The sequence below is a fragment of the Planktothrix pseudagardhii genome (genome assembly GCF_904830925.1).
GTDB lineage: Bacteria > Cyanobacteriota > Cyanobacteriia > Cyanobacteriales > Microcoleaceae > Planktothrix > Planktothrix tepida.
Genome location: NZ_LR882967.1, coordinates 2,626,326 through 2,644,417, shown reverse-complemented (window position 1 = coordinate 2,644,417; position 18,092 = coordinate 2,626,326). Strand labels below are relative to the sequence as shown.

21 protein-coding genes are annotated in these 18,092 nt (G+C 39.4%); 8 read left to right on the top strand and 13 right to left on the bottom strand.

The genetic code is table 11. The features are described from left to right. Positions 1 to 137 precede the first annotated feature (137 nt). The 4 genes from NMK36_RS11200 to queG all read right to left on the bottom strand — a co-directional run bounded on the left by NMK36_RS11200 (position 138) and on the right by queG (position 4,170). Positions 138 to 1,208, bottom strand: a complete 1,071-nt coding sequence (locus tag NMK36_RS11200; protein WP_254173730.1) for a glycosyltransferase family 4 protein — start codon at positions 1,206 to 1,208, stop codon at positions 138 to 140. Positions 1,209 to 1,869: 661 nt separating this feature from the next. After that, complete coding sequence (locus NMK36_RS11195) at positions 1,870 to 2,313, bottom strand: hypothetical protein (RefSeq protein WP_072721847.1); 444 nt, start codon at positions 2,311 to 2,313, stop codon at positions 1,870 to 1,872. Between the two features lie 67 nt (positions 2,314 to 2,380). Next, positions 2,381 to 3,139 (bottom strand): ZIP family metal transporter, encoded by a 759-nt coding sequence (locus tag NMK36_RS11190; RefSeq protein ID WP_254173729.1) that lies wholly within the window; start codon positions 3,137 to 3,139, stop codon positions 2,381 to 2,383. 113 nt (positions 3,140 to 3,252) lie between these two features. Then, positions 3,253 to 4,170, bottom strand: coding sequence for a tRNA epoxyqueuosine(34) reductase QueG (queG, locus tag NMK36_RS11185; RefSeq protein WP_254173728.1), 918 nt, complete (start codon positions 4,168 to 4,170; stop codon positions 3,253 to 3,255). A 223-nt stretch (positions 4,171 to 4,393) separates the two neighbouring features. Between queG and NMK36_RS11180 the strand changes: the two genes are divergently transcribed. Then, complete coding sequence (locus NMK36_RS11180; protein ID WP_072721853.1) at positions 4,394 to 4,810, top strand: nuclear transport factor 2 family protein; 417 nt, start codon at positions 4,394 to 4,396, stop codon at positions 4,808 to 4,810. 94 nt (positions 4,811 to 4,904) lie between these two features. Here the strand turns inward: NMK36_RS11180 and NMK36_RS11175 are convergent, their stop codons facing one another. The 3 genes from NMK36_RS11175 to NMK36_RS11165 all read right to left on the bottom strand — a co-directional run bounded on the left by NMK36_RS11175 (position 4,905) and on the right by NMK36_RS11165 (position 8,740). Then, entirely contained in the window at positions 4,905 to 5,336 is a 432-nt protein-coding gene (locus tag NMK36_RS11175; RefSeq protein ID WP_072721854.1) for an ATP-binding protein, read from the bottom strand. Then, a complete protein-coding gene (locus NMK36_RS11170) occupies positions 5,326 to 7,020 on the bottom strand; it encodes a SpoIIE family protein phosphatase (RefSeq protein WP_254173727.1) in 1,695 nt (564 codons plus the stop codon). Before NMK36_RS11170 ends, NMK36_RS11175 begins: the two co-directional genes overlap by 11 nt. A gap of 352 nt (positions 7,021 to 7,372) precedes the next feature. Then, positions 7,373 to 8,740, bottom strand: coding sequence for an NB-ARC domain-containing protein (locus NMK36_RS11165; RefSeq protein ID WP_072721857.1), 1,368 nt, complete (start codon positions 8,738 to 8,740; stop codon positions 7,373 to 7,375). Between the two features lie 230 nt (positions 8,741 to 8,970). Between NMK36_RS11165 and NMK36_RS11160 the strand changes: the two genes are divergently transcribed. The 7 genes from NMK36_RS11160 to NMK36_RS11130 all read left to right on the top strand — a co-directional run bounded on the left by NMK36_RS11160 (position 8,971) and on the right by NMK36_RS11130 (position 11,548). After that, positions 8,971 to 9,402 (top strand): hypothetical protein, encoded by a 432-nt coding sequence (locus tag NMK36_RS11160; RefSeq protein ID WP_072721859.1) that lies wholly within the window; start codon positions 8,971 to 8,973, stop codon positions 9,400 to 9,402. 19 nt (positions 9,403 to 9,421) lie between these two features. Further along, positions 9,422 to 9,700, top strand: coding sequence for a hypothetical protein (locus NMK36_RS11155; protein ID WP_139295150.1), 279 nt, complete (start codon positions 9,422 to 9,424; stop codon positions 9,698 to 9,700). 26 nt (positions 9,701 to 9,726) lie between these two features. Continuing rightward, a complete protein-coding gene (locus NMK36_RS11150; RefSeq protein ID WP_072721862.1) occupies positions 9,727 to 10,134 on the top strand; it encodes a hypothetical protein in 408 nt (135 codons plus the stop codon). 62 nt (positions 10,135 to 10,196) lie between these two features. After that, a complete protein-coding gene (locus NMK36_RS11145) occupies positions 10,197 to 10,376 on the top strand; it encodes a hypothetical protein (RefSeq protein WP_072721863.1) in 180 nt (59 codons plus the stop codon). Between the two features lie 67 nt (positions 10,377 to 10,443). Next, positions 10,444 to 10,710 (top strand): hypothetical protein, encoded by a 267-nt coding sequence (locus NMK36_RS11140; protein WP_072721865.1) that lies wholly within the window; start codon positions 10,444 to 10,446, stop codon positions 10,708 to 10,710. 68 nt (positions 10,711 to 10,778) lie between these two features. Further along, a complete protein-coding gene (locus NMK36_RS11135) occupies positions 10,779 to 10,988 on the top strand; it encodes a hypothetical protein (protein ID WP_072721867.1) in 210 nt (69 codons plus the stop codon). A 92-nt stretch (positions 10,989 to 11,080) separates the two neighbouring features. Then, positions 11,081 to 11,548 (top strand): SPOR domain-containing protein, encoded by a 468-nt coding sequence (locus tag NMK36_RS11130; RefSeq protein WP_139295151.1) that lies wholly within the window; start codon positions 11,081 to 11,083, stop codon positions 11,546 to 11,548. A gap of 254 nt (positions 11,549 to 11,802) precedes the next feature. On the opposite strand, the gene NMK36_RS11125 is transcribed toward NMK36_RS11130, so the two are convergent. From NMK36_RS11125 to NMK36_RS11100, 6 genes are all read right to left on the bottom strand, one after another. Then, entirely contained in the window at positions 11,803 to 13,359 is a 1,557-nt protein-coding gene (locus NMK36_RS11125) for a DHA2 family efflux MFS transporter permease subunit (RefSeq protein WP_254173725.1), read from the bottom strand. Positions 13,360 to 13,419: 60 nt separating this feature from the next. Next, the gene (locus tag NMK36_RS11120) at positions 13,420 to 15,045 is read right to left on the bottom strand and encodes an HlyD family secretion protein (protein ID WP_254173724.1); all 1,626 of its coding nucleotides are present in this window, start codon (positions 15,043 to 15,045) and stop codon (positions 13,420 to 13,422) included. Then, the gene (locus NMK36_RS11115; RefSeq protein WP_072721874.1) at positions 15,023 to 15,682 is read right to left on the bottom strand and encodes a TetR/AcrR family transcriptional regulator; all 660 of its coding nucleotides are present in this window, start codon (positions 15,680 to 15,682) and stop codon (positions 15,023 to 15,025) included. Before NMK36_RS11115 ends, NMK36_RS11120 begins: the two co-directional genes overlap by 23 nt. A 150-nt stretch (positions 15,683 to 15,832) precedes the next feature. After that, positions 15,833 to 16,648: a dienelactone hydrolase family protein gene (locus NMK36_RS11110; protein ID WP_254173723.1), complete on the bottom strand. Its 816-nt coding sequence runs from the start codon at positions 16,646 to 16,648 to the stop codon at positions 15,833 to 15,835. 57 nt (positions 16,649 to 16,705) lie between these two features. Continuing rightward, complete coding sequence (gene rsmH / locus NMK36_RS11105; protein WP_245824362.1) at positions 16,706 to 17,620, bottom strand: 16S rRNA (cytosine(1402)-N(4))-methyltransferase RsmH; 915 nt, start codon at positions 17,618 to 17,620, stop codon at positions 16,706 to 16,708. Between the two features lie 32 nt (positions 17,621 to 17,652). Next, positions 17,653 to 18,072, bottom strand: coding sequence for a hypothetical protein (locus tag NMK36_RS11100; protein ID WP_083580175.1), 420 nt, complete (start codon positions 18,070 to 18,072; stop codon positions 17,653 to 17,655). Between the last annotated feature and the right edge of the window lie 20 nt (positions 18,073 to 18,092).

The following is an 18,092-nucleotide window of genomic DNA, read 5'->3' as shown; positions in this document are numbered from 1 at the left end:
ATAAATCCAGATTGTATGAAAGTTTATTCTACCAGCGATGAGTAAACAACCCTAAGATTGTTTTCAGGTTGAACGTTTTGGACTCGCTGAAAAATAAGTGATGACAATAATAGGCCGTTAACGCTGCATATTCAAGATTAAGCTGCGGTTAAACTCTTGAGTTTTCCGTTTTGGCTGAACCGTTCAGCAATGAGTTTTTGATAAACCGCTTCATAACCATCTGCCATGCGTTTAGCACTAAAGTTGTCAATGACATATTGACGGCATTTTGCCCGATTAATCAGTTTAACTTTTTCTAAAGCTGCCACACATTCATCGACGGTTTTACACAAATATCCTGAAATTCCAGGGGCAATTACTTCAGGAGTTGAACCCATTTTCATCCCAATGACTGGGGTTCCCGTTGCCATCGATTCCACCATCACTAACCCAAAAGGTTCTCGCCAAGTAATCGGGAATAAGGTGGCAAAGGCATTCCCCATTAACACACTCTTTTGAGCATGATTGGCTTCCCCTAAAAATTGAATTTGGTTGTCATCAATTTGGGGTTTCACTAAAGTATCAAAGTAGTCTTGGTCAACAGCATCGATTTTTCCTGCCATTTTTAAGGGTAATCCAAATTTTTTAGCAATTTCAATCGCTAAATGGGGGCCTTTTTCCGGGGACATCCTGCCTAAAAAGGCTAAATAGGGAGGGTTTTGATATTCGGGATAAAATTGATAAGTGTTAGTATCAATCCCATTATAAACAGTGGCAACATAGTTTAATTTTAGTCGTGGTTCCCGTTGATCATTGGAAATACTAACATAGGGTTGCTGACGGGCATGGAAAAACATTTTTTCATTGTCGGGTGTGAATATCCCATGCAGAGTTGTCACCGTTGGAGTTTTAACTAAATGGGTGAAAGGTAAGGCTGCACAGCCAACGTGGGAGTGAATAATATCAAATTCAGAAGCTCGTTCATACACCTGAGCTAACTGCAACATATCATAAAGTCCCGGTTCTTTAACATTCGGATCTGAGCGTAAAGAACGGGGACAAACGGATTCTAATTCAGCAAGAGTGATCGAGTCTCCTGATGCAAATAAGGTGACTTCGTGACCTCGTTTGACTAATTCATCCGTTAACAATCCTACAACTAATTCTGTACCGCCATAAGCTGGGGGAGGGACTCTTTCCCATAACGGGGCAATTTGTGCAATTCTCATGAAAACCTCCTGTTTTTATTCGACATCTTGAGATAAAATAGACACTGGATGATATCTCAAACATTAATGTTGAGCCAGCCCTACTTATCTGAAGTTTTAATAAGATATTAGTGATTTTGTAAATACTGCTAAGGTAGTGAAAACCGATCTAAAATCAGTACGGCATCCTCTACTAAGCGTTAGGTAAGCTTTGATAATTTTATTCAGCAGGCTGATTGTAGGTCATCTTCTTTTCGGGAGATAAATATCTGACTTTGGGGAAATATTCTTATCAATAGATAGGCTTTGGAGCTAAAAATAAATTCTTTATAAGCGGAAAATTTAAAAAGTGGCTGTATATCTGGGAATACGTTGATTAAATTTGATACAAAATTATTTTTAATCGGCTAAGATTCAAGGACTATTTTATTTTAAAAATAAAAAATACACAGATTGAAAATCAAAAGAATAGCGATCGCCTTTTCTATCAAGAAGCGATCGCTATTAAGATGCTTTCTACATCAACAGGGATTCAGATGTAAATCCCCTGATCTCATAACCGTATTTTCCGCAACTTTATTGTATTAAAAGCTACTTAAAACTTGTTCTTTCTATTCCCTATTCCCTATTCCCTATTTTATTGTCCCCTCTGTTCCCTCTTCCCTCTTCCCTCTTCCCTCTTCTAAGAGCGTTGTTGCTCATAAAATTGCAATACCTTCTGGGTGTAAGTTGCCGTTTGACCTTGGTTATATTGATTCGGGTCGCCTGTCATCCACCAAGCAGCGGCGCGACGAATAGCAATCGCTTCATTATTCTGACTTTTGGGATATTCTTCTTTCAACACATCCCCCATCACACAGCCTAACACCTGTTTAGCCTTTGTCTGGTCTGCTTCAAATTGAGCCGGGGTCATTTCCTCACCGATACAAAGTTTTGACCACCGGGGAATATTCTCTGGTTTAATTTGCCACGCTGAATACAATCCATCATTCGGCGTTCCCGTCTGGGGTGCAGCTAAACGTAACGCCTCAACTAATGCTTGTACCTGCGTATTAGAAACTTGAGCAAAAACCGGAACTGTCCAAACTAAGAGCAGTCCAGCGATTAATTCCCATTTCAATTTCATGGTTAACTCTCCTGCACCTGATGGGCCACTGGTAGTTATAGCTTATTCCTCAAAATTTGGCCAAGATTCATCCGCCTAACTTACTGAGGATAAAAGCAGCCAAAAATCCCAATACCGTAATTAATCCTGCAAAATCATGGGTTTGCTCAAAGGCTTCGGGAATCATTGTGTCCGAAAGCATGGCTAAAATAGCCCCCGCAGCTATAGCCGTTGTAGCCGCAATCACCTCTACCGAAAAGTGGCTGAACAGCGTATAACCTGAAAAGGATGCTATTCCCGACAGTAAAGCAATACCGCCCCAAATCCCAAAAATGTAGCGAATTGACCGTCCGGCTTGTTTCATCCCTGCCGCACTCGAAAGTCCTTCGGGAATATTGGACAGAAAGACAGCCGCAACCGTAACCCAACTCACGGCTCCCCCTTCGATTAAACTGATTCCAATCACAATCGATTCTGGAATACCATCTAGGAGTGCTCCTAAAGCAATAGCCAGTCCACTCCCACTATTCTCCTCTTCTTTGGCTTGCTGCTGACCTGAACGTTTGCGATGTTTCGCCCCTTGATGGCTTAAATACCAGTTCGCTACCGTATAAACCACTGCACCCCCGACAAATCCGATGGCGGTGGAGTCAAAACCCCCCCGTTTATAAGCTTCGTCCATTAATTCAAAGGATAGGGCAGAAATTAAAACACCCGCACCAAAAGCCATAACCGCAGCAATGGCACGTTGTGAAATTTTGGCATAGTAACCAATGGCGGCTCCAACAATTAAAGCAGAGCCACTCACCAAACCCCAAAAACCGGCTTGTAACCCTATAGGAAACACAGGCTATTTTCACCTAATCGTTTTTGAATTTTTGCACAGAATTACTCCTATGAAAATGAATCGAGGATAAAATTGCTATATCTCAAAGGGTATAAATTAAAATATTGAATTTCTTAAAACTCCAAATTAGCCCTAGCATTGCGTCGCCACATTTGAGGTTTAATTCGTCGTAACGCAGAAGCACGAAAGCGTTGATCCCATTCTTCCTCTGAAAGTTCTGCTAATTCTGATAATTTAGGAGCAAGATTTTCAGGATAGGGTTGAAATTCTGTAACGTCTGTTTCCTGAGCAAAGCGTTGATTCCAAGGGCAAACCTCTTGACAAATATCACACCCTGCGACCCAGCCGTTTAACTGTTTGCTAATATTTTCGGGTAAGGTTTCAGCCCGATTTTCAATAGTATGATAGGCAATACAACGATTGGCATCAACAACAAAAGGTTGAGTAATAGCCTGAGTTGGACAAGCTTCTAAACATCGGGTACAAGTGCCACAATGTTGAGTATGGGGAGTATCGGGAGTTAACGTTAAATTGGTTAAAATTTCCCCTAAAAATACCCAAGACCCATAGTCTCTGGTAATTACATTACTATTTTTTGCAATCCATCCAATACCCGCTTGTTGTGCCCAAACTTTATCTTGAATCGGCCCAGTATCGGCATAATATCGCGCTTGAATTCCTGCTTCTTGTTGTTGTAACCAGTCGCAAAAAATTTTCAGCTTTTTATGCAGTACCCGATGATAATCTCGTCCCCTGGCATAGCGAGAAATTTTAGCAAATTCCTGTCCTTCAGGATATTGTTGAGGCGTATAATAATTCAACGCTACACAAATAACAGACTGAACCTCTGGCATTAATTGACGAATATCTTGGCGTTTAGGATTATTCATCCAAGCCATATCCGCAGCATACCCTTGATTTAACCAATTTTGTAACCGTTGGTTATTATCCTGCATATCCGAAATAGCAGCAATCCCAACTTTATGAAATCCCAAGATTAAGGCTTTTTGCTTGATTTGTTCTGAATCCATTTTTTAGTTATCAGTTATCAGTTATCAGTTATCAGTTATCAGTAGAGACGTGCCATGGCACGTCTGTACCAGTTATCAGTTATCAGTCTAAGAGTTAAGGGTTAATCAACTGATGACTGATCAGGGATACTCATACTATAGATAGATTTTTAGCGTATAGGAAAATTTAGGACTCTCTAAAATTTATAATTTAGAAAAATTTTAGGGTTTGGGATTTGTAAAAATGACAACAACACCCTTAGAGTGTCAATTTAAACTTTCTATTGATAACGTTAATGCGATCGCTGTATATCGTTATTTTGAAAGCTTTAATGATGAAGATTTTGCAACAACGGCATCTTTATTTATTCCCAATGGAAAACTATATGCACCCTTTACAGAATTAATTACAGGTCAAGAGGCGATTCAAAATTATCTGGAAACGGAAGCCAAGGGGATGAAATTAAGACCCCAAAGCGGTAATAGCCAATTCTTAGAAAATGGTCAACAAGTTGTGCAGGTCTTTGGAATTGTCAAAACATCCCTATTTAGCATTAATGTAGGATGGCAATTCCTCTTAACTGAACAAGAAGAAATTGAAGAAGTAATTGTTAAACTATTAGCTTCAGCGCTAGAATTATTAAAAATCAGTAATCATTAAAGAGGATTAACAATTAATTTATAACTGATAACTGGTACAGACGTGCCATGGCACGTCTCTACTGATAACTGATAACTGATAACTGATAACTGATTTAAGATTTTGCAGCTTTATCGGGTAAACTAGCCTCTAATTTTAAACAATTACGACCATCCACTTGTAAACAATAATCGACCCGATCCATTAATCGATTCATAATTAACCAACCATAACCACTTTCTTGTTTATCTTCAGGTTTAGGAGGATTATAATTATCCACTTCATAGCCTGTACCGTGATCCCAAATTTCTAAAGAAATATCTCGATCTTTAAATTCTAAACGAACCATTACAGGAAGATCGGGTTTATTGCGGTGAGCATGACGGATGACGTTGGAGTAAGCTTCTGCGAGGACGAGGCGAAACCGATTGGATTGACGGGGCCAATCTACGTGCTCTCCTAGCTCCACTTCCAAACTGCTCAATAACCAGTTTTCAACAATTGTTAAAAACCTAATATCGCTTGGCACTTGAAGCTCAGTTTTCATCAGTCAACAAAACCTCCAGAGAGAGTATAGTTTGATCATCTTCCTGAACGGGATTATGTTCGCGGATAGCCGCTAATAAACCATCTAAATTTAGCTGTTCTTGTTGTTGGAGTAACTTCCAAAGTCCCTCCTGTTGCAACATTGATCGAATGGCGGGGCTACCATCCGTTGTTTCCTGCACCACTGTGGCTTCAGTAATACCATCACTGGTCACTAAGAAGACCTCCCCAGGATTAATCGTGAAACTGTCTCCTTTGCCTCTCCAGACAGGCAGAATTCCCAACGGAATGCCACGAGTCTTGAGAAACGTCGGTTCAACCTGCACCGATGAAGGAGTGCGATTTGCCCCTTCCCTAATGGCTTGATGTGACCAGACTAAGGGATAAATATGTCCAGCATTGGCATAGGCGAGATGCCCCGTAGACGGGGTGTAACGAGCCAAAACCATTGTAATAAAGTGATTATTACTGACTAAATCATCCGATAAAATACTATTAAGATTTTGCATGACTTGATCGGGTTCAGGGGAATTTTCCTGAGACAGTTCCCGACGCATCACCGAAATCGCACTCGCCATAAATAATGCGGCTGGAACCCCTTTACCAGAGACATCTCCCAAGGCCACCCAAATATCTCCTTGAGGATGAATAAAGACTTCAAAGAAATCTCCCCCCACTTCCCGCGCGGGATGACAACAAGCTTGTACCCGAAAGGTGTCAAACTCTGGCCAACTTTGACGCAAAAGATTATTTTGAATTTGGCTGGCGACTTTGAGTTCGTTCCGCATTTGTTCGGCTAACTCTACCGTGCGTTGATAGAGTTTGGCTTGAGACAAAGCTAAAGACGCTTGTTCAGAAACCACCTCCAACAGTTGAATATCATCCTCTGACCAAGGAGAAAGGCTGTTGTCTTGATACAAAGCTAAAATTGCCAGTAAATCATGCTGATAGGTCAGGGGTAAAATAATTTCAGTGATGTTATTGGTACTGTTTTGTCCTTGTTGAATTTGAGTTTCTCGACTTTCTAATACCCCTTGCATGGGGATTTCCAGTTGAGATAACCAACTTTGGACAGTCTCTCCTTCTCCGCCAAAAGAAAAGGTTTGAACCGAAAGTTTCCCCTCTTCTACGGAACGAATACAGCAGCCTGTTGCATTAAAAGTTTCTCCCAATGTCCGAACAATCGTCTGTAGCATACTGGAGTAGTCCAGGGACTCTCGCAGGGCACTAACAACATCGTTATAGAGAGATTCCCGACGCAGAGCGCGCCGCAGAGCATTGGTTCGTTGTTTGAAGAATTTGTAAGTTTCCGAAGCCTGTTGAATAACAGACTTGAGTTCTTCGGGATTCCAAGGTTTGGTGATGTATTTGAAAACTTGACCAGAGTTAATCGCTTCCACCAGGTCTTCAACATCCGTATATCCGGTTAACAGAATCCGAATGGTGTCTGGGAAACGTTCAACGGTTTTGCCGAGAAATTCGGTTCCGTTCATTTCTGGCATCCGTTGATCAGAAATAATCACCGCCATTTCACCCTCGTCGTCGAGAATTTGCAGAGCTTTGAGGGCACTGTCGGCCTTGAACACTTGGAAGTCCCGGCGAAATGTCCGAAACAACAAATCTAAGTTGTCTGGTTCGTCATCGACGACCATGAGTTTCAGCTTTCGACCATCTCCCCGACTCATGCGATTCCCTACTCCCAGATGAACAGATCAGGTATTATCCATCTTACCGCCTCTATTATCCAGGGTTCTAATAAAAATCGTGAAAAAATACTGAATTCTTGCGCTGTAGGGGGTTGAGCCATTTGTAGAACAGGCATCTTGCCTGTTAAATGGGATGTGGGGGATGCGATCGCACAACCTTCAAGAAACCGGGTTTCTAATTAAGATTAGTCGCCTCAAATCGAACTTTGTTGAGAAACCCGGTTTCTGACCCCTTAGAGAATGCGATCGCACAACCTTCAAGAAACCGGGTTTCTAATTAAGATTAGTTGCATCAAATCAAACTTTGTTGAGAAACCCGGTTTCTGATCCATTAGTTTTGTTGATGACAGCAAACTTTAATATATTGTTGGATAACAGGAGATACGCTAAATAAAATCTGATCTGATTGAATAATTTTGATTAAATACCGTTTGTTCAAAGAGTCTAACCCATTAATCAAATCTATTGACGATAACGATAAACGTTCTCTTAACTGTTCTCTGGATACCGGGTGATTATCCTGACTGATTTCTATGAGAATTTCTTGCTCAATTAAAGATAATCGCTCAAAGATTGGGTTTAAACGGGATTTAATACTTTCTGTTATGATTAAACTATTTTCTGTTAAAAAGTCAGAGAGTTTACCGCCAAATATTCCTTTAATTAAACTTGCAATATCTTTTAAATAAGCGGGATTTCCTTCATACAATTCAATCAGATTTGACCAATTCTCCTGATCTGGTAAACCATAGTTTCTGAGAATTTCAATATCCTGTAACCCGTCCAACTCCAAACACTGAACGGGATATAATTCCTGATCTAAAGATATCATTTCTTGGCATTTTTCCTGACTGATTAAAATTAAACTGCTTTTGTGTTCAGTTTCAGTGATCATTGTAAAAAAGTTTTGGTAATCTCGATATTCACTTTGATAGTGTCCAGCAAATTGCCCTTTAATCAATAATTCCTGTACGTCATCGAGGATGATTAAACATTTTTTATCACGAAAAAAATTTAAAATTTGAGTTAATTTATTGTCAGCTAACACAGAATCAGGATTAATACTTGTTAAAAGTTCAGTCAGAATATGATCTAAAGATGGGGAGAGTTTGATATTTTTCCAGATAATAATATCAAAGGATTGTAAGTTCAGGTCAACAAATTGTTTAACTAGGGTGGTTTTACCAATACCACTTAAGCCTAAAACTGAGATTAGACGAGTATTTTGATCAATTAACCACTGGGATAGGGTGTTCAGTTCGGTAGTGCGATCGTAAAAATAGGTTATTTTAGGAGCTATTGTTAAATCGTGATTAAATTGATTAGAAGAATTTTGCTCAGAATTTTTAGTTGAATCTTGAGGATTATTAGAACAAAGACTAATATGGCTGTTAATTAATCCTAAAACTTGCTGAGATGAATTAGATAAATTAAATGAATTACTGCATCTTTCTATTGTCCAACAGAAATTAGACTTATTCACCTTTTCTCCTAACTGTTTAGACAAAATATTATATAGTTCACGGCTAACATTGCCGATATGATTTTCACTATTATACTTTAACTCACTTGCTATTTCGCTATAGCTTTGATCTTGCCAAAGTCCTCGAACTACATTTTTTTGTAAGTTATTGAGGTGCTTTCCTGTTTGCTGAAAAGCCAACTCATCAACCATTTTTAACACTTCTGTAACATTCATAGAAGCTAGGTATAGGGAAGCTTTCAGGTATTATAACTTAGTTTTGGATTAAATGATCAAGGGTTTTCAAGGGTTTTTAAGGATTTCTTGTAATATTTTTTTACACAAGGTAGAAGAAAATCGAGTTTTTTCAGTTGTAAGTATCAGGCACAACAATTTAATATATAGAAATCCTAATAGAGAAAGAATCAAAGAGAACTAAGAATAAAACTTATTGAGAGGTTAATAGGATGACACCGAGAGAAGAACTTACTAATCGGATACATCGTGATGTAAACGAATATCAAGAATCAGCCCGTGAACGCTTCAAAGAACTTTGGGAGCAAGAACTGATATCAGAAGCACATTTACATCAGCTTTATATAGATGCAAAAATGATAGGTCAAGCTGTTAGAGATGCTCTAAGTTCTCATCAAAACTATCCAGAAGAGGTAACAGAAATCTATGTGTATAGCTTATTTGATAAGTATAAAGAATCTTTTGAGACTAAATTCGATAAAATTAAGAAGTTAAAAGCAAAAAAAGAACGAAGAAAGTCGGTGTTAATTAATACAATAAATGATTTAAAATCAATGTTTAAAATGCCACTTAAGTCCGCGCCAGAGAATCAAGGCTTAAAAATAGAGGAAGAGGAAAATCAAAGTGGTAAAATTCTGCATTAGTTTTCTAGCTATCATTGTTATGATTTGGCCAGCACAATTTTTTTTAAAGGGGTTGGCTCACTTTATTCGCAATAATTTTGATAGTGTACCTTGGATCTCTATGATTGTCAAATTTGACATAAGTAGAATCAAGATAAAATCTGGTTATGCTAATTCTGAAGAAATTAGGATGGCAGTGATTGCTCCAGTCATTGTTGCAGGCTGTCTAAGCATGATACTTCTACCTAAATTTATAGGTCATATTTTGATTACAGTCGCTGTAATTTCTGTCTTGGCATCTACCATAGAAAAGCAATAGTTTTTTTTATCACGGAGAGGTTTTTTATGAATATTCCAAACAATTCTAGTATTACTGTAGCTGGCAAAAGAGTTCCTGTTGTATTTCAAGATGGCAACGGAAGGGCAATTGTACCAGGAAATGTAGAGCGAGATATTGTTCTTAGTCTTATTGGTAGTGTTTTGGCAAGTCCAGTAACTGGGTTAATTGTTGTTATTGGGAGTGGATTTCGTGAAATTCAATCAGCTTTTGCAGGAATTAGTGATGAAATTCAAAGTGAAGTATCCAGAATTAACAATCAAGGTAAATTAGATAGAATGAATGATGTTTTTCATCGTTTTGGTTCTGAAATAGATAAGTTACAGTATACCAGCTATCCTGATGAAGTAAAAGAGATGTATAAAGAAGCTTTACTTAGAAATATGAAAGTGGCGTTAGATAAAGATTCGTTCTAAATTTTCATGTTATTTTTTTTAGTTCGGCTAAATTATCTTGTTAACATCGTGCAAGTAAAACTATGGAACCTATGGATGATAAAAGTAAGAGTGAAAGTAAATTAGATAGAATAAACGCTGTTGTTCGCCTTTTTAGTTCGGAAATAAGTAACTTAGAGTATGCCAGCTATCCTGATGAGGTAAAAAATATATATAGAGAAATTTTAATTACGAAAATGAGAGTAGAATTAGAGGAGTTATAGTTGTAATTTTTCAGGATATCTTTGTCAATTCAGATTGCTTATTTTTTAAATTCTTGGAGGTAAAATCATGGAATATTGGGATGAGAAAATTAATAGTGAAATATTCAGAATTGAAAGAGAACTTAACATTGAAATCTTAAAAATTAACGAGGAAATTAATAATGAAATATTCAGAATTAAAACTCAAGGTGAAGTAGATAGAATGAGCTATGTTTTTCGTATTTTTAGTTCGGAAATAAGTAACTTAGAGTATGCCAGCTATCCTGATGAGGTAAAAAATAGATATAAAGAAATTTTAATTACGAAAATGAGAGTAGAATTAGAAAAGTCATAGTTGTAATTTTTCAGGATATCTTTGTCAATTCAGATTGCTTATTTTTTTAAATGCTTGGAGGTAAAATCATGGAACCTAGAGATTATGAAAATTCATTGGCTAGAAGCGATAATAGCTCAATTCAAAAGTATAATAAAAACCCTATTACATCAGCAATTGGCAGTGTGGTTAAGCTAGAAGAATCTGTTAAAACTTATCTGGATGCTGAAAGTAGTAAAAGCCTTATTATTAATGCTGAACATGAAGCTTGGTCTGAATATGAACGTTTAAATGGTTAAACTGTTGTGACTTAGCAAATATATTCATGCTTAATAATTTTAAGCAATTTTTTAGTAAAGTATGCAAATTAATTTTGACATACTTTATATTTATGCAATTAAAAAAAGTAAATAAAAAGCATAATTCTTTATCAGAGTTGGGTTTATCATACCCTGATTTTTTAAAATTAATGATAGGAGTTACAATATTCTGCCTAACGTATTTAATGATCTATTCATTATCACGGCAATCAAATACAACAAACATAAACCATCAGAATTTATTAAAATTCCCACTGAATTATTGTGGTGATCAAACGTCTGGGGGAACTAATATGTGGTATCCAGTGTATGTTGATTATAGTGACAAAAATCTAAAAACAATAAAAGAATCATTTTGTTGTGATAGTTATTTAGATGAATCTGATAATTTAATCCAAGTAGCATCTTTTTATAACCCTAAAAACGCTAATAATTTAGTTAAAGTTTTAAAATCAAATGGTATTACAAGTGCAAGAGTTGGAACAGGAGAACAAAAGACTACCTCACGTTCTCCTATTCGCAAACCGGGTTGTAATTAGCGATCGCCATCTTTCAAAAACAGCGATCACTAATTTATAGCGAGTCTAAATCCGTTATAAAAATGTATTAAAAGCCAATTCATTGTAGGGTCGATGTATGCCTTATTTGCGTCAATTTTAGCTTTAAGCCTTGAAATCAATTTCAGGCTAAAAGCTAAAACCCGTTAAAACGGGTTAATGCAATAGTTGACTTTTGAGTTATCTTTAGATAACTTTAGCTTTTAGCCCGAAATTTATTTCTGGGCGAGGGAAACTTAATGGGCTGCGGGAGCTTTTGCACCTTTACCTCCCTTACCTAAAAACATTAATAATGGTAACGAACATAAAAACGCAACCCCTACCACCCTAAAAACATCAGCAAAAGAGAGAACAGCCGCTTGAGTATCTACTATTTGACTTAAGGACGCTAAGGCTTGTTGCTGGGCTGTAACGACATCCATTCCTTTACTTTGAAATGTTGCGGTTAGGGTTTGTAACCGTTCATTGGTGGCGAAATCATAGGGTGTTAGATGAGTTAAAAGTACCGCCCGATGGAAGGCTTCTCGCTGACTTAACAAACTGGTGAGGGCTGCAATTCCCACACTCCCCCCTAATTGTCGGGTTAAGTTATAAAACCCCGACCCGGCCGATACCGCTTGTTTGGGTAATGCTCCCAAGGTGGCTAAACTCAAAGGCAAAAACATCAACACCGTCACCCCACCCCGCATTACTAACGGCCAAAATAGTTGATCTGTACCCGTTTGGGGGCTAATATTAGACAGGTCAAACATGACTAATGCTGAACCAATAGCCCCGATCGCAATTAAGATTCGAGCATCAACTTTCGTTGAAATTTTTCCTAATAAAATCATCACCACCGCCGAAGATAACGCCCCTGGTGCTAATAAAAATCCCGTTTGGGTTGCGGAAAAATCAAGAATACTTTGGGCAAAAATCGGGACGACAAATAACGTCCCATAGAGTCCCATTCCTAATATTCCTGAGTAAATACTACCCGCACTTAAAGACCGATATCGCAAAACCCGCAGGTCAACGGCTGGAGTTCGGGTTGTGAGTTCCCGCCAAATAAATAACGCCATTCCCACCGTTGCTGCAATGGCTAAAGTCCGAATAAAATTGGATGAAAACCAATCTTCCTGTTCTCCTTCTTCTAATAACGCTTGTAAACTGCCAACGGCGACGGTTAAGAGAATAATCCCCCACCAGTCCACTTTGGTGTTATTGGATTTGTTCTCATCCTTGGGTAAAAATAGCCAAGCCATTAAGGTTGCTAGAATACCAAAGGGCAGATTAATAAAGAAAATCCACCGCCACCCCAAGGTATCTGTTAAGTATCCTCCTAAAGTAGGGCCAATGGCGGGGCCTGCAATGACTCCAACGCCGAACACCGCTTGGGCAACGCCTTGTTCATGGGGGGGAAAGGTTTGGAATAAAATGGCTTGACCTTTCGCGAGTAACCCCCCGCCACACAACCCTTGCAGAATCCGAGAAATAACCAGCATCGGTAAGTTAACAGATAAACCGCAGAGAATAGATGCCAGGGTAAAACCAACTAAGGAGAAAATAAAGTAAGCTTTTCGACCGAAAAAATCTCCGAGCCAAGCGGTTAAGGGGATTAAAATCACGTTAGCGATCGCATAACCCGTTACGACCCAAGCAATTTCTGTCACCGTTGCCCCTAAACTGGCTTGCATATGGGTGAGGGCAACGTTAACAATACTGGTATCAATAACTTCTAAAATAGCTCCTAAAGCCGCAGTTAATGCGATCGCCCACTTCAAATAACCCGTAATATAATTTGGTTGATTCATATAAGTGTTAATGGTTGATACTGATAACTGAGTTTAGGCGGGAGAACCCCGCCCCTACAATTACTTGCCTGCGGTTTCTACACTTACGGTGACACTCAAACCCGCCCTAAGTTTGTGTTCCGGGTCAGCATTGGGAACAAAAGCTAACCGCACGGGAACCCATTGCACAACTTTGTTAAAATTGCCTGTGGCATTATCGGGAGGTAACAAGGCAAACTGAGCTCCTGTTGCGGGACTAATCCCTGTCACCGTTGCCCTAAAAACTTGACCTGGATAGGCATCCACTCGCACGTCCGCAGGTTCACCGACTCGTAAATCCTTTAACTCCGTTTCCTTAAAATTCGCTTCAATATAAATGTCATCGGTTTTCAGGGGAACCAGAGCTAACAACGGTTGTCCGGGTTGAATTTTTTTGCCAACTTCGGCGGTGAGTTGACCGACATAGCCACTGACTGGGGCGGTAATGGTGGTATAGGTCAGTTGTTGACGAGCTAAGGCGAGGGAGGCTTCCGCCTGTTTCATTTGGGCTAACGCCAGTTGGGTTTGATCCTGCTGTACCACCACTTCCTGACCGGAGGCTTGGGTTTCTGCAACTTGAGCTTGAGACGCATTGGCTTGAGCTAAGGATTTTTCCACCTGAGCTTGGGCTTGACTGACTTGAGCATTCGCTTGTTGGAGTCGCGCTTGGGCGGTTTTAACGGCTGCTTGGGCTTGAGCCAGTTGAGCTTGACTATTGGCAACTTGGGCTTGAGCTTGTTGCAGTTTGGACTGGGCATTATTCACCGTTGCTTGTGCTTGTCCAACGCCTTGTTGAACAACGGTTAAACTCGCTTGAGCTTCTGTAAAGGCAGCTTGAGCAGTCTCCAACCGTTGCGCCGGAATCACATTTTGTGAATAAAGGGTTTGATACCGTTGAACGTCCTGTTGAGTTCGGGTAACTTCTGCTTCGGCTTGGGTAACTTTCGCACGAGCCGCATTAACCCCTAATTCGGCTTCCTGAATTTGAGATCGTTGGGTGGCAATATTAGCTTGGTCTTGTTGCAATTGAGCTTGGGCGGCGTTAACACCGAGTTGAGCTTGTTGGACTAAAGCTTGGGCTGCCACTGCTTCCGATTGAGCTTGCTGAACGTTAGTTTGTTGGGCGGCAACATCGGCTTGTTGAGCTTTGAAATTGGATTGCGCTTGTTCAACTTGACTAATATTGGTATTCGCCGTTAAAGAAACTTGATCTTTAGCACTTTGTAATTTAGCTTGAGCCGCGTTTAGGTTGGCTTGTTCCTGTTGAATTTTTAATAATAAATCTTGATCTTCTAAAATCACTAACGGTTGACCCGCTTTTACATAATCGCCATCTTTAACCAATACTTGCTGAACAGTCGCTGCAATTTTGGGGGCGAGGGGAGAAATATGCCCTTCAATTTGGGCGTTATCCGTTGTGGCGTGGGTGCTTTGATATTGCCACCAACGACTCCCGAAAACGCCTCCTGTGATTAAGGCGATCGCACCGACTAACAAAAAAGCCCAGCGACGATTGTTTTTCTTCGGAGGTTGGGTTTCCTCAATAACAGGAAAGTTTTCAACCAGGGGTTGATGTCCATTGCTTTGAATCTGTTCCGGCGATAAAGGCTTCTGATGTTCAACGGGTTCTGCTTTTAAGTGAGAATCAATAACAGTGTTGGATTTCATCTTGCTGTTCTCTACTAATCAAGGTGTTGTCGGTTGGTAAGAAACTGATACCCCGCACGAAGAGATCGACACAGGTTTCAATATATTCTTCGCGGCTGTAATGGATGAAATGAGGGATCGCATTGCGTCGCAGCATTCCCGCCAGTAACATTCCGGTAAATAAATCAACGGAGGGTTCTAAGGGTAAATCTGAGCGCACTGTACCCCGGTTTTGGGCATTGTTGAGGTAAGTTAGTAGCTTTTCTCTCAAGGGTTGGGTGGCTTCGGCAATAATCCGAGATGCCACTTGGGGATGGCGTTTAGCTTCTCCGATAAAGGTGCGAATCAAAGCTTCATGGTCTTCGAGCATTTTGTTATAAAGCAACCCATAATGCGTTAAATCCTCTTTTAAATCCTGTGTCCACTCCTCTTGATGGGTTAACGCTTCCATTTGCAAGGCGATTGTGTGTTGGACAACGGAGGCGAGTAACTGTTCTTTGCTATGGAAATGACGAAATAAGGTTACTTCATTGACTCCCGCCACACGCGCAATTTCTTTGGTGGTGGCTCCCGCAATTCCAGCTTCAGCAAATACTTCTAAAGCCGCTTTCAATAAGCGAGTTCGAGTAGCTGCGGTTTTCTGCTCCTGAGAATTCATAGACTATCATGTAAGTGCTTACTTGCATTATAACGAATTTTAAACTATATTGTTCTTTCTGAAGATATAAAATAACTGTTTCTATGTGATGAGAAACCGGGTTTCTGACGAGATCGGTTTTAATCTTTTAAATTCAGAAACCCGGTTGATCTAAAAGATTTCGTTAAAAAATAGTTTCATGGCTTCAAAAGAACGTCGATCAGAATCGGGATTATAAGCTATTCCTTTAGAGGGATCATTTCCTGATTTAGGATTGGTGAAACTATGGACTGTTCTACCATAACTGATCATTTGCCAATCCACATTTCCGTCTCTCATTTCCTTCTCAAATGCCATAATATCTTCTGGGGAAACTAATGGATCATCTGCACCGTGTAACACTAAAACTTTGCTTTTAATTTGTTTTCCATCCTGGGGATTTGGACTATCTAAACCGCCATGAAAACTCACAACCCCATCAATATCTGCGCCACTTCTTGCTAATTCTAAAACCGTTGTTCCTCCAAAACAATAGCCAATAGCAGCTAAATTTTGAGGATCAGTTTGAGGTTGTTTTTGGAGTTCTGTTAAAGCAGCATTCACTCGTTCCCTTAATAACGCCCGGTTACTGCGGTAAAGGGTGGCTTGAGTTCGGGCTTCCTCTGCGGTTTGGGGTCGTATTCCTTTACCATAAATATCCGCAGCAAAGGCGACGTAACCGAGGCGTGCGAGTTGTTCCGTGCGACTTTTAGCATACTCATCTAACCCTTTCCATTCATGAACAACTAACACTCCTGGACGTTTCCCAGTTTGTGAAGAATTGTATGCTAAATATCCTTCTAAAACGGTATCGCTTTGTCGATATTCGATGAGTTGGGTTTGTAACGTGTTGGGGGTTTGGGCGGATGTTAGGATTGTCCAAACGGGAGTGATCAAAATCCCAATGACGAGAAGAATGAATAAAGAATATTTTTTGAGAATGTTCATAAGCCAGTAGAGGAGAAATGTCAGAATAATTCAGAATAGAAAGGGTTAGATAAGTTTCTAAAATTCGATCAGCTTTCGTTCTGCTACTCTTAATTTTGCGGAACGAGAACGGGGATTATTGTTTAGTTCATCGGGTTGGGGTTGAATCGGTTTTTTCGTTAATACCTGTAAAATCGGAGAATCTTTTAATCGATGTTTAACGATTCTATCTTCTAAACTATGAAAACTAATAATCCCAATTCTGCCTCCAGGTTTTAACCAATATTGGGCTTGATCTAAGAATTTTTCTAAACACGTTAACTCTTGATTCACCGCAATTCTTAGAGCTTGAAACACACGGGTTGCAGGATGAATCCGTCCGTGACGATAACTCCCCGGAACACAATTGGTGATCGCATTTGCTAAATCTGTTGTGGTTTGAAACGGCCGTTTTTCTACAATTCGTTTAGCAATGCGTCTCGATAACCGTTCTTCCCCGTAATGATAAAAAATATCCGCTAATTCCTTCTCATCCCAATGGTTAATAATCTCCGCCGCGGTTAAGGATTGTTGTTGATTCATCCGCATATCTAAAGGGGCAGTATAACGAAAACTAAACCCCCGTTCTGGCTGATCAAACTGATAGGAACTTACCCCTAAATCGGCAATAATTCCATCAAATTGTTTTCCTTTGGGGTTATATTGAGCAAAATTCCCTTGCCAAAACTTTACTCTTTCTAGTATAGAGGGTTCCGTTTGTTCAAATTTAACACGGGCAGCCGCGATCGCATCTTGATCTTGATCAATGGCTGTCAATCTAACATTCTCTGCTGCTTGCAACAATAACAAACTATGTCCGCCACCGCCTACGGTCGCATCCAGATATTCTCCCCCCGCCCGAATTTCTAACCCAGCAATTAATTCCCGACTCAGTACCGGAATATGGACAAAGGGGGTTTGAGTGTTTTCTGTTAATGCTTCAATTTCAGACAATTTCAGTATTCCTAATTTTAACTATAATAATATTAGCTTAAAAAATAAGTATAATTTATATTCTTGACTTCTAATTTAGCATTATATTTCTTTTTGAAATCCCGCTTAAAATTTTGAATTTCAGTTGTGGCTAGAGGACATTGGGTTGATATAATAATACAAACCTTTTCTTGTTTGGCTGGATCATCAGAGAGTTGTTTAATCGTTGCTTCTAGTTGTTCAATGGCGTGCAAAATTTTAGACCCTTTAAGCTCAATATAGATTTCTAATCTCTTTTTGATATCTAGTTCATCAGGAATAACCAGATAATCACAACACCGACCTTCTTTTATTGCACATCCATCGACCTGAACTACACAAACTTTAAATTGATTCGGATTTTCTATAACAAATTTACTCTTATTTTCTTGAAATAGAAAACCCACCGCAACATAGGCAGAGGGCTTCACCACGAAAGTAATTTAATCATACA

Coding starts and splice junctions, on each gene's coding strand:
- NMK36_RS11200 (WP_254173730.1), bottom strand. CDS start 1,208: ATGAGAATTGCACAAATTGCCCCGTTATGGGAAAGAGTCCCTCCCCCA.
- NMK36_RS11195 (WP_072721847.1), bottom strand. CDS start 2,313: ATGAAATTGAAATGGGAATTAATCGCTGGACTGCTCTTAGTTTGGACA.
- queG (WP_254173728.1), bottom strand. CDS start 4,170: ATGGATTCAGAACAAATCAAGCAAAAAGCCTTAATCTTGGGATTTCAT.
- NMK36_RS11180 (WP_072721853.1), top strand. CDS start 4,394: ATGACAACAACACCCTTAGAGTGTCAATTTAAACTTTCTATTGATAAC.
- NMK36_RS11175 (WP_072721854.1), bottom strand. CDS start 5,336: ATGAAAACTGAGCTTCAAGTGCCAAGCGATATTAGGTTTTTAACAATT.
- NMK36_RS11170 (WP_254173727.1), bottom strand. CDS start 7,020: ATGAGTCGGGGAGATGGTCGAAAGCTGAAACTCATGGTCGTCGATGAC.
- NMK36_RS11165 (WP_072721857.1), bottom strand. CDS start 8,740: ATGAATGTTACAGAAGTGTTAAAAATGGTTGATGAGTTGGCTTTTCAG.
- NMK36_RS11160 (WP_072721859.1), top strand. CDS start 8,971: ATGACACCGAGAGAAGAACTTACTAATCGGATACATCGTGATGTAAAC.
- NMK36_RS11155 (WP_139295150.1), top strand. CDS start 9,422: ATGATTTGGCCAGCACAATTTTTTTTAAAGGGGTTGGCTCACTTTATT.
- NMK36_RS11150 (WP_072721862.1), top strand. CDS start 9,727: ATGAATATTCCAAACAATTCTAGTATTACTGTAGCTGGCAAAAGAGTT.
- NMK36_RS11145 (WP_072721863.1), top strand. CDS start 10,197: ATGGAACCTATGGATGATAAAAGTAAGAGTGAAAGTAAATTAGATAGA.
- NMK36_RS11140 (WP_072721865.1), top strand. CDS start 10,444: ATGGAATATTGGGATGAGAAAATTAATAGTGAAATATTCAGAATTGAA.
- NMK36_RS11135 (WP_072721867.1), top strand. CDS start 10,779: ATGGAACCTAGAGATTATGAAAATTCATTGGCTAGAAGCGATAATAGC.
- NMK36_RS11130 (WP_139295151.1), top strand. CDS start 11,081: ATGCAATTAAAAAAAGTAAATAAAAAGCATAATTCTTTATCAGAGTTG.
- NMK36_RS11125 (WP_254173725.1), bottom strand. CDS start 13,359: ATGAATCAACCAAATTATATTACGGGTTATTTGAAGTGGGCGATCGCA.
- NMK36_RS11120 (WP_254173724.1), bottom strand. CDS start 15,045: ATGAAATCCAACACTGTTATTGATTCTCACTTAAAAGCAGAACCCGTT.
- NMK36_RS11115 (WP_072721874.1), bottom strand. CDS start 15,682: ATGAATTCTCAGGAGCAGAAAACCGCAGCTACTCGAACTCGCTTATTG.
- NMK36_RS11110 (WP_254173723.1), bottom strand. CDS start 16,648: ATGAACATTCTCAAAAAATATTCTTTATTCATTCTTCTCGTCATTGGG.